The sequence below is a fragment of the Trinickia sp. genome (genome assembly GCF_051953955.1).
In the GTDB taxonomy this organism is placed as follows: domain Bacteria; phylum Pseudomonadota; class Gammaproteobacteria; order Burkholderiales; family Burkholderiaceae; genus Trinickia.
The window spans coordinates 65,019-77,896 of record NZ_JBQCIF010000124.1 but is presented as its reverse complement, the minus strand read 5'-3'; the positions used below and the strand labels follow the sequence as shown (position 1 = coordinate 77,896).

The window sequence follows — 12,878 nt, the reverse complement described above, 5'->3', positions numbered from 1 at the left end:
TCTCGTGCTTTCGCTCGCCCTTGCACGGCGTCGCGCGAGCAATCGAGCAATCACGAGGCGGTGCACATCACACCATTAATCACGGAGACGAACCCATGCAGGTAAAGCGTTTATCCCTCACCCTCGCTTCGGCGGCGATTTGCCTCTTCGCGCACACTGCTTCACACGCTGCCGGCCAGCCGGCAGGCAATACGTTCATGGACGACGTCGCGCAGCGCCGCGCCGATGCGCTCGTGAAACGGTTGACGCTCGACGAAAAGCTGCAACTGATCCACTCGGAATTCCAGATGAGCGACGTGCCGGGCGGCGGCGCGGGTTACATCCAAGGCGTGCCGCGGCTCGGCATTCCGAGCATCAACATGGTCGATTCCGCCACCGGCTCGGGCAGCACCGTTCAACCGAGCACGACATTTCCGGCCACGCTCGCGCTTGCCGCGAGCTGGGACCCGATGCTCGCTTATCGATTCGGCGCGGTCATCGCGCACCAGCTGCGTGAGCAAGGTTTCGCCATGGGCCTCGGCGGCGGCACCAACCTCGCCCGCGAAGCGCGAGGCGGCCGCATGTTCGAATATCTCGGCGAAGATCCCGTGCTGGCAGGGGAGATGCTGGCGGCGCGCACGCGTGCCACGCAAGATCACAAGGTCATTGCGACGATCAAGCACTATGTCGGCAACGAGCAAGAGACCAACCGCATGGGCGGCAACGACACGATCGACGAACGCACGCTGCGCGAACTCTATCTGCTGCCGTTCGAGCTGGCCGTGGAGCAAGGGCATCCCGGCAGCGTGATGTGCAGTTACAACAAGGTCAACGGCGACTATGCGTGTGAAAACGAGCATGTGCTGAGCGACGTGCTCAAGGGCGATTGGCGCTTCAAGGGGCAAGTGCAATCCGACTGGGGTGCGGCACACAGCACGGCGAAAGCCATCAACGCGGGCTTGGACGAGGAAGAGGACGTGGGGCCGACGGTATTTCTCACGCCTACGCTCGTGAAGCAAGTGCTAGACAGCCATCAAATCACGCAAGCGCGCCTCGACGACATGGTGCGCCGCAAGCTGTACGTGATGATCCGCACGGGCGTCATGGATGATCCTCCGAAGGGCGGCCAGCCGATCGACTTCGACGCTGCACGTAAGTTCGCGCAGCACGCAGAAGAGCAATCGATCGTTCTCCTAAAGAATCAAGATCGGCAGTTGCCGCTCGATGCATCGAGCGTGAAGCGCATTGCGGTGATCGGCGGGCACGCGGACGTCGGCGTGATCACCGGCGGCGGCTCGGGCGATACGCGCGACCCGGTCACGGGCGCGTTCCCGGGATGCGGCGGCCTGACGTTCCCGAACTCGACGGGGTGCAACTGGTGGCCCAATCCTTGGATCAAGCTGCCCACGCCGATCACGGCGGCGATCAAGAACCTGGCACCGAACGCGACGGTGACGTTCGCCGGCAGCGAGGACATGCAAAACCCGTTCAGAGCGTACACGCAGCAGGAGATCGACGCGGCCGCGAACTTGGCGCGGCAATCGGACGTCGCAGTCGTCTTCGTCACGCAATCGGGCGGCGAGGACTTCGGCGAACTGCATAGTCTCGCGCTCGCCAATCCGTCGAATCAGGATGCACTCGTCGAAGCCGTTGCGCAGGCCAATCCGCACGTCGTCGTCGTCGTCGAAAGCGGTAACCCCGTGCTGATGCCGTGGAAGGATCAAGTCTCGGCGATCGTCGAAGCGTGGTATCCGGGCGAAGGGGGCGGCAACGCGATTGCGAACGTGCTGTTCGGCAAGGTCGATCCTTCAGGCAAGCTGCCCGTCACGTTCCCGCTGCGCGATGCGGATACGCCCACCTGGGACAATGGCTCGATCGCGCAAAACCCGGTGTACTCGGAAGGGCTCAAGATGGGCTATCGCTGGTACGACGCCAAGCACATCCAGCCGATGTTCCCGTTCGGCCATGGTCTGTCGTACACGCACTTCGCCTATTCCGACCTGCGCGTTCGTGAGCACGGCGATCATTCGGCCACGGTGTCGTTCACGTTGCGCAACGACGGGCAGATGGCTGGCGCGGAAGTGCCGCAGGTGTATCTGGCCGGCCTGAACGATCCGGTGGAGCCACCGAAGCGCCTCGTCGGGTGGGACAAGGTGAGTCTCAATCCGGGCGAAGCGCGCCGCGTGCGCGTGGAAATCCCGGCGCAAATGCGGCGCGTGTGGGATACGAGCCACAACGATTGGAAGCTCGCCACGGGCGGCCAGTTCTATGTCGGCGCGTCTTCGAGAGACATCCGGCTCAAGGGGCAGTGATGCGTAAAAGCCTATCGTCGACATAGAAAATGCCAATTGGGGAACGGTACCGCGCCGTCCTAGATTGAAAGAGCCGCGCTCGCTGCCGGGCGCGGCGGCTCACCGTACCCATCCCCCGATACCGCACAAGACATCGGCCACGAGCCTTGCGCCGCGCGCCGGTCGACGAAGGAGGCTCACTATGGCTCAGTTGAAAGGCTCCAAAACCGAAGACAATCTCAAAGCGGCGTTCGCCGGCGAATCGCAAGCGAATCGCCGGTATCTGTATTTCGCGGCCAAGGCCGACGTGGAAGGTCAAAACGACGTAGCCGCGTTGTTCCGCTCGACGGCGGAGGGCGAGACGGGACATGCACACGGGCACCTCGAATATCTCGAGGCCGTCGGCGATCCGGCGACAGGGCTGCCTTTCGGTACGTCTCGGCAGAACTTGCAATCGGCTATCGCGGGCGAGACGCACGAGTACACGGATATGTACCCCGGCATGGCGAAGACCGCGCGCGAAGAAGGATTCGACGAGATTGCAAACTGGTTCGAGACATTGGCCAAAGCCGAGCGCAGCCACGCGAATCGCTATACGAAGGCGCTCGACGCGTTGGCGGATTGACGGGCCGGGCCGGAGCGTCATCCCATGCCCCATAAAGAAGGCAGCCTCGAGGCGCCGACGCGTCATCCGCTCGACTGGCGCTCCCCGGAGTTCTATGACCAGGCTTCCATCGACGCCGAGCTCGCCCGCGTGTTCGACATCTGCGCGGGATGCCGGCGTTGCGTCTCACTCTGCGGGGCATTTCCTACGCTGTTCGATCTCGTCGACGAGACCGACAGCGGCGAAGCGCACGACGTCGAGCATGCGGCGTTTCCGAAGGTCGTCGATCAGTGCTACCTGTGCGACCTGTGCTACATGACGAAATGTCCGTACGTGCCGCCGCATCCGTGGAACGTCGACTTTCCCCACCTGATGCTGCGCGCGAAGGCCGCGCGCTATAAGCGCGGCGACGTGGCCTTGCGCGACAAGGTGCTGTCGAATACCGATGCGCTCGGCCATTTCGCCGGCATTCCGGTAGTCACGCAAGCGGTGAACGCGGTCAACGGCACGAAGCCGGCCCGCGCCGCCCTCGAGACGGCGCTCGGTGTGGACCGGCACGCGTGGCTACCGCCGTTTGCCGCGCGCAAATTTCGGCCGCACGCGAAGGCCTCGCCCGACGCGCCCGTGCGCGACGGCGAGCGCACCCCGGGCAAAATCGCCATTTATGCGACCTGTTACGTCAATTTCAACGAGCCGGGGATCGGCCATGATTTGCTCGCCGTGCTCGAGCACAACGAGATTCCGTATGTGCTCGTCGACAAGGAAGCCTGTTGCGGCATGCCGCTGCTCGAACAGGGCAACCTAGAAGGGGTGGCAGAAAAAACGGCCAAGAATCTCCCTGTGCTCGCCCGCTATGCTCGCGAGGGGTATGCGTTGTTGGCTGCCATTCCGAGTTGCGTGCTGATGTATAAGCAGGAAATTCCGCTGATGTTTCCGGAGAGCGCCGATGCGCGCTTGGTTGCGGAAGCATTCTGGGACCCGTTCGAATATTTCGTCTCGCGCCATCGCGACGGGCTCTTGAAGACGGATTTCCGGCAGGCGCTGGGCACGGTTTCATATCATGTGCCTTGCCACGGCCGCGTCCAGAACCTGGGCCGGAAAACATATGACCTTCTCTCGCTGATACCGGGCACCGATCTAAAAGTCGTCGAGCGATGCTCCGGACATGCGGGCACCTTCGGGGTCAAGAAGGAGTTCCATGCGACGGCGATGCGGCTCGGCAAGCCTGTTTTCAAGGCGATGTCGGAGCATCCGTCTACTTATATTGCATCCGACTGCCAACTGGCCGGACACCATATCGAGCAAGGCATCGGCGAAAGCGGAGCCCAAAGCGCCCCGCTCGCGCATCCGTTGTCGCTGCTGCGCAAGGCGTATGGCCTCTAAAATCCTATCGTGTCATTCGTTGGCGAGGAGCCGTAAATGACCATCTCGCGCGACTCCCTATTGACGTTGGAAGCTTATGCAAGGATCCGCGACCAGGCGCGGGCCGACGTCATCGAACACAAGAAAAAGAGGGTGGTTCACCTCGGTAATCATCTGACTTTTCTGTTCGAAGATGAGACGACCATCCGGTATCAGATACAGGAAATGCTGCACATCGAGAAAATTTTTGACGATGTGGGCATCGATGCCGAATTAGAGGCGTATTTACCGCTTGTGCCCGATGGAAGCAATCTGAAGGCAACGATGCAAATCGAATATGAAAACGAAACCGAACGGCGAGCCGCGCTCGGACGGCTAATCGGTATCGAAGATCGCATATTTATCCGTGTGGGCGATGAACTCCCCGCCGTCTACGCGGCCGCCGACCAAGATCTTCCGAGGGAGAATAGTGAAAAAACTTCCGCTGTCCATTTTTTATGTTTCGATTTGACCGATTCCATGAAAACCGCGCTGCGGACGGGCACGCCTTTGTGTCTGGGTTGTGACCACCCGCATTACCGCGTGCCGCCCGCCGTGGTGGACGAAGCCGTCCGAAAAGCCCTACTTCACGATCTCGACTAAATTGGGGTACGTTTGCTGCGCGCAAACGATTGCTGGTATGAATTATTGCGCGAAATGACAGTTCGACGCGTCGATGTGGGCGCTGAAATCGTTTCGGAATCACTTCGTTACATATCCCGGGATTGCGGTCCGCAAAAAATCTTCTAATATGGACACCTCTCAGGAATTCACTGCCGGCGAAGCCTCGCTTGGCTGATTGTTACGTGCGGTATTTAGGCGTGGCATGTTTTTTGTTACGTCGCCGCGATGGTATGCTTTCTGCAGCTATTTTTCCCATGCAGAACAAGACTGCCTTTTGTGCGTCAACCGAGGGCAAAGCCGCACAATCAATGTGCGATTTTGATTTGGCGTAGCCGAGAACAATACGATTTGTGCAACCTGGCGGTCGCCGCGAATGGGCCATTCGCGACGGCCAAGTGTCGCAGCCGGCCAGGCTGCGTGGAGAAAAACATGTTCTTTGAGGAATTGACCGACGAGGAGTGGGCTCGCGTGGCGCCTTTGGCTGCCGACGAGCCCGTGCACCCGCATCGCCGCGGCCGGCCTCGGGCCGAGCCGCGCGTCGTCACGAACGCGGTGTTGTGGATTTTGACCACCGGCGAGCGATGGTCGAAGCTGCCCGCACGCTATCCGTCCGGTCCCACGTGCCGCCGCCGTTTCGATGACTGGCTCGCAGACGGCACGCTCGGCCAGATCGTCGCTGTCTTGTCGGAGTCCGGCCGTACGTTTGCTTACGTTCCGCAACCGGACACCGTTCCCCATGCCCCACCGAAGGCGCCCGCGCCGTTGCCGGCGCCGGAATCGCCGCGTTTGCGCGGCGTGTTCTGGACGAATCCTGAATCGTGGCACATGGGCAGCGAAGCGATCGATACAACGAACGGCACGCACACGGCGGACGTCACCGATAGCGTCGATGCCGCCGATGCCATCGAGGCAGCGGACATCGCCGGCGCCAATGCGGTGTGCGGCCACGCCACGCGCCGTGAACTACCCATCGCTTCATCGAGGCGCGCGCCGATGTCCGGCGTCCCGCAGCGAGCTGGCGGCGAGCGGCCGAACGAAGTGGCGAGCGTCGATTCGTTGGCCGTCACGAAACGTTCTGAAGAATACGGCGACTATGTCATTCACGCATCGGCTCAGCCAGTCGTGAAGCAATGCCAGGCCAGTTACCGCGCGTCGGCGGAGATCGTCAAGCAAGGCCGGCGCATCGAACGTTCGGGGTTGATCGGCCCGCGCTTCCCCGACAACTACACGGCCGAGGCCTATGCGCTCGAATGGGCGCGCGATTGGGTCGATCGGCACGAGGCAGCGGCGCAAGCCCAGCGGGAGCCTCTCACGGCTGAGGCCGCCGCTGCGGCATCTCAAACGCAACCGAGCGAGCAAGACCCCCAGCCTCGCACGCCGGCGCCTGCCCTGGCTGCGGTGCCGGCGGACCCGAGCGCGCATGCGCTTGAACCGAGCATTATCCGCGGCCGCGCGCCCGAGTGGCTTCTTCACTCGCACGCAGACAGTCGTGGCGATACGAAGCCGCCCGAGTTGCTTTACCACGCCTGACACGCCCGTTGTAAAAATTGCCAGCATTGCCGCACTGAAGCGCTCGCGCGACGTTGCCGTCCGCGAGCGTTCATCGCTCGTTCTTGTGCTTCCTCGCGGCCAGGATTGCCCCTTACGCGCTAACTTCATTCGATTTCGCCGAGCGATCCGCTCACCGCAAATGTGACAGAAAGTAAATCGACAAAAAGAAGGTAACGGACGAATGAGGCTGGCCGGGCCGTTGGTGCTTTCACGGCATGAAAAAATTCCGAAAGATTGCCGGCTCATGCAAGGCGTCATTTTTTTACATTTTGCTTTGCTTGCCGTCCGCTTTTTGTTATCGCCTGATGAACGCTTCGCCGCTGGGTAAGCGCTTCGCCGTCGAGGGCGCTGTCCCACGCTGCCCAATCTTCTCGTTAGTTCCTTGAAGGGCCACCACCATGAATGTGACCATCATAGGCTGCGGCTACGTCGGCCTCGTAACGGCTGCGTGTCTGGCGGACGTCGGCAACGACGTCTGCTGCTACGACGTCGATCGCGACAAGATCGGCATCCTCGAATCGGGCGGCATTCCGATTCACGAGCCAGGCTTGCACGAGATCGTCGCCCGCAACAAGGCAGCAGGCAGGCTATCGTTCACGACGGATGCCGGTCGCGCGATGAGCCAGCGCGAAGCGATCTTCATCGCCGTCGGTACGCCGAGCGGCGAAGACGGCTCCGCCGATTTGCAGTACGTGCTGGCCGCGGCGCGCGAAATCGGACGCCACATCGAGGGTTTCACCGTCGTCGTCGACAAGTCGACGGTGCCCGTGGGCACTGCCCGCCGCGTACGCGAGGCCATCGCGGAGCAGTTGGCGCAGCGTGGCGTCGATTCGATGTTTTCCGTCGTGTCGAATCCGGAATTCTTGAAGGAAGGGGCCGCCATCGAGGATTTCACGCGGCCTGAGCGGATCGTCGTAGGCTGCGATGAGGATGTCCCGGGCGAGCGCGCACGCGACACGATGAAGCGCCTGTATTCGCCGTACAACCGCAACCGCGATCGCATGTTGTTCATGGACGTGCGCTCGGCCGAGTTCACGAAGTACGCGGCGAACGCGATGCTTGCCACGCGCATTTCGTTCATGAACGAACTCGCGAATCTGGCCGAGCGTGTCGGCGCCGACATCGAAGCCGTGCGGCGCGGCATCGGTTCCGATCCGCGCATCGGCTACCACTTCCTCTATGCCGGCTGCGGCTACGGCGGCTCGTGTTTTCCGAAGGACGTGCGTGCTCTCATGCAAACGGCGCACGAGCAAGGGCAGACGCTGCACATCCTCGATGCCGTTTCCGAGGTCAATGCCGCGCAAAAGCAGGTGCTCGTCGCCAAGATCGTCGACCGGTTCGGCGAGGACTTGACGGGCCGCTCGTTCGGCGTCTGGGGGCTCGCGTTCAAACCGGGCACGGACGATATGCGTGAAGCGCCGAGCCGCGTCCTGATCGCGGCATTGCTCGAGCGCGGGGCGCGCGTGGCGGCGTTCGATCCCGTGGCGATGAAGGAAGCACAGCGCGCTTTCGCGGCGGACTTGCGCGGCGAGCCGGACGCGCTTGCGCGCCTTACGCTCGTCGAAGACCAAATGGATGTGGCCGCGAACGCCGATGCGCTCGTCATCATGACCGAGTGGAAGGCTTTCAAGAGTCCCGATTTCGACAGCCTCAAAACGCGGCTCAAGCATCCGGTCGTCTTCGACGGCCGCAATCTGTACGAGCCGGCAGCGATGGACGAACTCGGCATCGAGTATCACTCCATCGGGCGTCCGGGCAGCGGCGGCGCGCAGCCGGCGGGCACGGTGCGGGACGCGCTCGGCAGCCGCACCGCCGACGCTTCGGTCTGATCTGCGATCGGTGAGCTGATTCGGGAGAAGCCGAGCGGCTCGAAGTCGGCGCGTTTCGTATCGGCACGAAACCGCCGGCAGCGGCTCGACATCGGGCGCGCGCGGGGCGAGACGTGTATCATCGCCCCCGCGCCGCTCAATCCCGAAAGTCCCATTCATACGATGTCAGTTGCCGAACTCAAGCGCCGCCGCACGTTTGCGGTCATTTCCCACCCCGACGCGGGGAAAACCACGCTCACCGAGAAGCTTCTGCTGTTTTCGGGCGCGATCCAGATCGCGGGCACGGTGAAGGGTCGGAAGAGTAATCGCTATGCGACGTCCGACTGGATGGAAATCGAGAAGCAGCGTGGCATCTCGGTGGCGAGCTCGGTCATGCAGTTCGAATACGGCGACGCCGTCATCAACTTGCTCGATACGCCGGGTCACGAGGATTTCTCCGAGGATACTTATCGCGTGCTGACGGCCGTCGACGCGGCCGTCATGGTGATCGACGGTGCGAACGGCGTCGAAGCGCAGACGCTCAAGCTACTCGAGGTGTGCCGCAGCCGCCGCACGCCGATCGTCACGTTCATCAACAAGCTCGATCGTGAAGTGCGCGCGCCGCTCGACTTGCTCGACGAGATCGAGCAGCACCTCGGCGTATCGGCCGTGCCGTTTACCTGGCCGATCGGGATGGGCAAGGATTTTCAGGGCGTCTACGACGTCATTCGCGACCAGGTGCGCGTATTTCGCGCTGGGCAAGATACGGCGGGCGGTGCGGTCGAGACCGTTTCGGCGATCGACGAGGAAGAGGGCGAGCGGCGCTTCGGTTTTGCATGGAAGAAGGCCAAGGAAGAGATCGATCTGATTTGCGCCGCGACGCCGTCGTTCGATCGCGAGGCATTCTTGGCGGGCCAGCAGTCGCCGGTGCTGTTCGGTTCGGCGATCAACAACTTCGGCGTGAAGGAAATCCTGGATTCCTTGGTGGAGCTCGCACCGCCGCCGTCGGCCCGGATGGCTGTCCAGCGACCCGTGCAGCCGGAAGAACCGAAATTCACCGGTGTCGTGTTCAAAGTGCAGGCCAACATGGACCTGGCGCACCGTGACCGCGTTGCGTTCATCCGCGTTTGCTCGGGGCGCTTCGAGCGCGGGATGGCGCTCAAGGTCACCCGCTCGGGCAAGACCTTCCGCGCGAACAACGTCGTCACGTTCTTGTCGCAGCGGCGAGAGACGGTGAGCGAAGCCTATCCCGGCGACATTATCGGTATTCCGAACCATGGCACGCTGAGCCTTGGCGATACCTTGACGGAAGGCGAAATGCTTCAATTCGTCGGCCTGCCGTTTTTCGCGCCGGAAATTTTTCAGACGGTCGAAGTGGTCGACCCGATGCGGGCCAAACAGCTTGGCGAAGCGCTGAAGCAGCTTGGCGAAGAGGGGGCGATTCAGGTGTTTCGTCCTGCTTACGGCGGCTCGATCATCCTTGGCGCGGTGGGGCAGTTGCAGTTCGAGGTGGTCTCGCACCGGCTCTCCGCCGAGTACAAGGTGGACGTGCGGATCATGCCTGCGCGCTATCGGATGTCGCGCTGGGTGACTTGCGGCGATCCGGCCGAGCTGCGCCGGTTCACCGATGCTTATGCTGCACGCATGGCGCTCGATGCCGCCAATGCACCGACTTACCTCGCCTCGCACATCTCCGAGATCGAAGTGGCGCAAAAGGCTTGGCCCAACATCGTCTTCAACGAGTTGCGCGAGCATTCGGGCGCGCCGTTCAAGAAGAATATGTGAGGCGTTGAGCTGTAGCGTTGGTTTCGCGGTCAACCGTTGAAATCGCTAGATAATGGGGCTGGACTGCATTGTCCGCTCAGCAAAAAAGGCTAGACACTGGTGGACGGTATCTTTACCATCCGAAGACAATGACGTCCTATAAGCCGATGCAAGGGACATCCCGCCCAAGAGGGTCCAGCTAAGTCTGGGTAAGCGGATTCGGACTGCATGACCAAAAGCCCCGCTCAACGCGGGGCTTTTGATTTTTAGGCGGCAACCTTCGCCTTCTTGCCCTTTTTTTTCGCTTTGCCCTTGGGCGTCTTTGGGAGCAGCCCGAGCCATGAACGCGAACAGCGCCGCACACGATAGGTCACAACAGAGCGCCCGCATGATCTAAGCTGACGGGGCGGCAATCCATTCGTGGCTTCCCCTTCTTCGCCAGGTGCGTGCAGCGATGACCGTTCGCAACCTCGATCTGCTATTTCGCCCGACCTCGATAGCTGTCATCGGCGCGTCGGCCCGGTCCGAAAGCGTCGGTGCCAAAGTCTGGCGCCGCCTCCTGGAAGGCGGCTTCAAAGGCCCCGTCTGGCCCGTCAACCCCAAGTACGCTGAATTGGACGGATGCACCGTCTTCTCGGATGCGGCCGATCTGCTCGAAGCGCCGTGCGTCGCGCTGATTTGCACGCCGAGCCAGACCTGGCCGGACATCATCGGCAAGCTCGGCCGACTCGGCACGCGCGCCGTGATCATCGTCAGCGATACCAAACGAGACGCCGATTCCGCAACGCTCGAGCGAGCGTTGGCCGCGGCCAAGCCGTACCTGCTGCGAATCGTCGGCCCCGGTAGCCTTGGGGTCGTGACGCCCGAGCTGAACGCGCATCTCGGCGCGCCGTCGTCGATGGTGCGGCCGGGCGGCGCGGCGTGGGTCTCGCAATCGAATGCGCTGACGAACGCAGTGCTCGGCTGGGCGCAGGCTCGCGGGCTCGGCGTGTCGCACGCGATCGCGCTCGGGCGCGAGATTGACGTGGACGTGGGCGACGTGCTCGACTATCTCGCGAGCGATCCGGCCACGCATGCGATTTTGCTCGAGCTGTCCACGGTTCGGGCGGCGCGCAAATTCATGTCGGCCGCGCGGGCGGCGGCACGCAACAAGCCGGTGCTCGTCCTGCGCACGGGCCACGCGGACCCGGCCGATGCGCTCTACGCCGCCGCGTTCCGGCGTGCGGGACTCGTGCGCGTGGCATCGCTCGACGATTTGATCGACGAGATCGAAACGCTTGGCGTGGGCCGCATCGCGGCGAGTTCGTCGGCCACGCTCGTGACGAGCGACCGCGGTGTGGCGGCCCTGGCCGCCGATGCATTTGCTCAGGCGGGTACGATGTTGGCCGAATGGCCGAGCGTTGCGGCGGCGTCGATCGCGGCCGTCGTGCCCGATGCCGTGCCTGGCAATCCGCTCGTGCTCGGCAACGATGCCCGGCCCGAGCATTTCGGGTTGGCGCTCGAGGCGCTGGCACCGCATCATGACACCGGGACGGCGTTCGTCGTCCACGCCTCGACGCTGAGCGCGCCCGCCGCCGACGTGGCGCGCGTGCTGATCGAACGGCAACGGCTCGCGTATCGGGGGCTGCTGGCCTGCTTCTTCGGCGCGGTCGACGAGCAAACGCGCGATGCGCTGCGCGCTCACGGCATCGCGGTCCACTCGACGCCGCATCGGCTCGCGCGCGCGTTCGCGCGCCTCGTCGATTACCGCCTTGGCCGCGAGCTGCTGATGCAGACGCCGCAGGGGTTGCCGGCCCAGGTGCCGGCCTGTATCGAAGCGGCGCAGGCCTACGCAAAGGCCGCGCTGGCATCGGAGCGCACGGTGACGCTGGCCGGCGAAGGCGCCGCGCGATTACTGGCGGGTTTCGGGCTGCGGCTGGCCGACGATGAGCCGCAGCCAACGGCTTCCGACGCAAAAGAGGACGAGGCGCCCATCGTCGATATCGCGGTCAGCCTGCGCGACGATGCGAATTTCGGTCCCGTCTTCGAGTTCGCTGCGCCGGCGGCCGACGGGATGTCGGCTCCCTTTTCGGCCTATGGCCTGCCACCGTTGAATCCCGTCCTGGCTCGCGAGTTCGTCTCGCGTTCACCGTACGCGCAATGCGTACGGGTGGAGGCCGTGCTCGAAGCGTTGACGGGCCTGTCGGAAGCCGTCTGCTGCGTGGAGCAGATCGTCGGGCTCGCGGTGACGCTCAGGGTGACGCGCACGCGTGCGCGGCTCGTGGGACCGCGTGTGACGCTGGCGTCCGCGCGCGGGCGCCTCGCGATCGTGCCGTATCCGCGACAGCTCGAAGAGACGATCGACTGGCACGGCGAGCGGCTGACGATACGGCCGATCCGTCCGGAAGACGAACCGGCCCACAGCGCTTTCGCGGCAGCGATGACGCCCAACGATTTGCGCTTGCGATTCTTCGGCGCAATCAGCGGCTTCGACCACACCCAGTTGGCCCGCATGACGCAGATCGACTACGACCGCGAGATGGCGCTGATCGCGACCAGCGGCGAAGGCAGTGCGGCGGTCACGCTGGGTGTCGTCCGCACGATCACCGATCCTGACAACGAGTGTGCCGAATTCGCGTTGGCCGTGCGCTCGGATCTGAAGGGGAAGGGGCTGGGCCGGCTCTTGATGGAGCGCATCGTCGCCTATGTGCGCGCACGCGGCACGGGCTGCATCGTCGGCGAAGTTTTGCGCGAAAACCGCCCGATGCTGCACCTGGCCGCGGCGCTGGGATTCATGACGAGTTCGACGGCCGACCCGGCCGTGGTGGAAGTCAAGATGCCGCTGCGAGAAGACGCACACGCGCCGTGACGCGGCGC

Annotated in this window: 8 protein-coding genes; all 8 read left to right on the top strand. The window is 63.2% G+C overall.

Features of this window, described 5'->3' with window-relative positions; all coding sequences use genetic code 11:
- Positions 1 to 95: 95 nt before the first annotated feature.
- Positions 96 to 2,291 carry a beta-glucosidase family protein gene (locus tag ACTHNZ_RS22915; protein ID WP_440544875.1) on the top strand — a complete coding sequence of 732 codons (2,196 nt, stop codon included), beginning with the start codon at positions 96 to 98 and terminating at the stop codon, positions 2,289 to 2,291.
- A 181-nt stretch (positions 2,292 to 2,472) separates the two neighbouring features.
- The gene (locus tag ACTHNZ_RS22910; RefSeq protein WP_440544874.1) at positions 2,473 to 2,895 is read left to right on the top strand and encodes a rubrerythrin family protein; all 423 of its coding nucleotides are present in this window, start codon (positions 2,473 to 2,475) and stop codon (positions 2,893 to 2,895) included.
- A 24-nt stretch (positions 2,896 to 2,919) separates the two neighbouring features.
- Positions 2,920 to 4,257, top strand: a complete 1,338-nt coding sequence (locus tag ACTHNZ_RS22905; protein ID WP_440544873.1) for a heterodisulfide reductase-related iron-sulfur binding cluster — start codon at positions 2,920 to 2,922, stop codon at positions 4,255 to 4,257.
- A 36-nt stretch (positions 4,258 to 4,293) separates the two neighbouring features.
- Complete coding sequence (locus tag ACTHNZ_RS22900; RefSeq protein WP_440544872.1) at positions 4,294 to 4,878, top strand: DUF3501 family protein; 585 nt, start codon at positions 4,294 to 4,296, stop codon at positions 4,876 to 4,878.
- Positions 4,879 to 5,328: 450 nt separating this feature from the next.
- Positions 5,329 to 6,429, top strand: coding sequence for a transposase (locus ACTHNZ_RS22895; protein ID WP_440544871.1), 1,101 nt, complete (start codon positions 5,329 to 5,331; stop codon positions 6,427 to 6,429).
- A gap of 419 nt (positions 6,430 to 6,848) precedes the next feature.
- Positions 6,849 to 8,279: a UDP-glucose dehydrogenase family protein gene (locus ACTHNZ_RS22890; RefSeq protein ID WP_440544870.1), complete on the top strand. Its 1,431-nt coding sequence runs from the start codon at positions 6,849 to 6,851 to the stop codon at positions 8,277 to 8,279.
- A gap of 162 nt (positions 8,280 to 8,441) precedes the next feature.
- Complete coding sequence (locus tag ACTHNZ_RS22885) at positions 8,442 to 10,043, top strand: peptide chain release factor 3 (RefSeq protein ID WP_440544869.1); 1,602 nt, start codon at positions 8,442 to 8,444, stop codon at positions 10,041 to 10,043.
- Positions 10,044 to 10,476: 433 nt separating this feature from the next.
- Entirely contained in the window at positions 10,477 to 12,870 is a 2,394-nt protein-coding gene (locus ACTHNZ_RS22880; RefSeq protein WP_440544868.1) for a GNAT family N-acetyltransferase, read from the top strand.
- The last annotated feature ends 8 nt before the right edge of the window (positions 12,871 to 12,878 follow it).

Excerpts from the sequence above, each read along its gene's own strand:
- ACTHNZ_RS22915 (WP_440544875.1), top strand. The coding sequence starts at position 96 with ATGCAGGTAAAGCGTTTATCCCTCACCCTCGCTTCGGCGGCGATTTGC.
- ACTHNZ_RS22910 (WP_440544874.1), top strand. The coding sequence starts at position 2,473 with ATGGCTCAGTTGAAAGGCTCCAAAACCGAAGACAATCTCAAAGCGGCG.
- ACTHNZ_RS22905 (WP_440544873.1), top strand. The coding sequence starts at position 2,920 with ATGCCCCATAAAGAAGGCAGCCTCGAGGCGCCGACGCGTCATCCGCTC.
- ACTHNZ_RS22900 (WP_440544872.1), top strand. The coding sequence starts at position 4,294 with ATGACCATCTCGCGCGACTCCCTATTGACGTTGGAAGCTTATGCAAGG.
- ACTHNZ_RS22895 (WP_440544871.1), top strand. The coding sequence starts at position 5,329 with ATGTTCTTTGAGGAATTGACCGACGAGGAGTGGGCTCGCGTGGCGCCT.
- ACTHNZ_RS22890 (WP_440544870.1), top strand. The coding sequence starts at position 6,849 with ATGAATGTGACCATCATAGGCTGCGGCTACGTCGGCCTCGTAACGGCT.
- ACTHNZ_RS22885 (WP_440544869.1), top strand. The coding sequence starts at position 8,442 with ATGTCAGTTGCCGAACTCAAGCGCCGCCGCACGTTTGCGGTCATTTCC.
- ACTHNZ_RS22880 (WP_440544868.1), top strand. The coding sequence starts at position 10,477 with ATGACCGTTCGCAACCTCGATCTGCTATTTCGCCCGACCTCGATAGCT.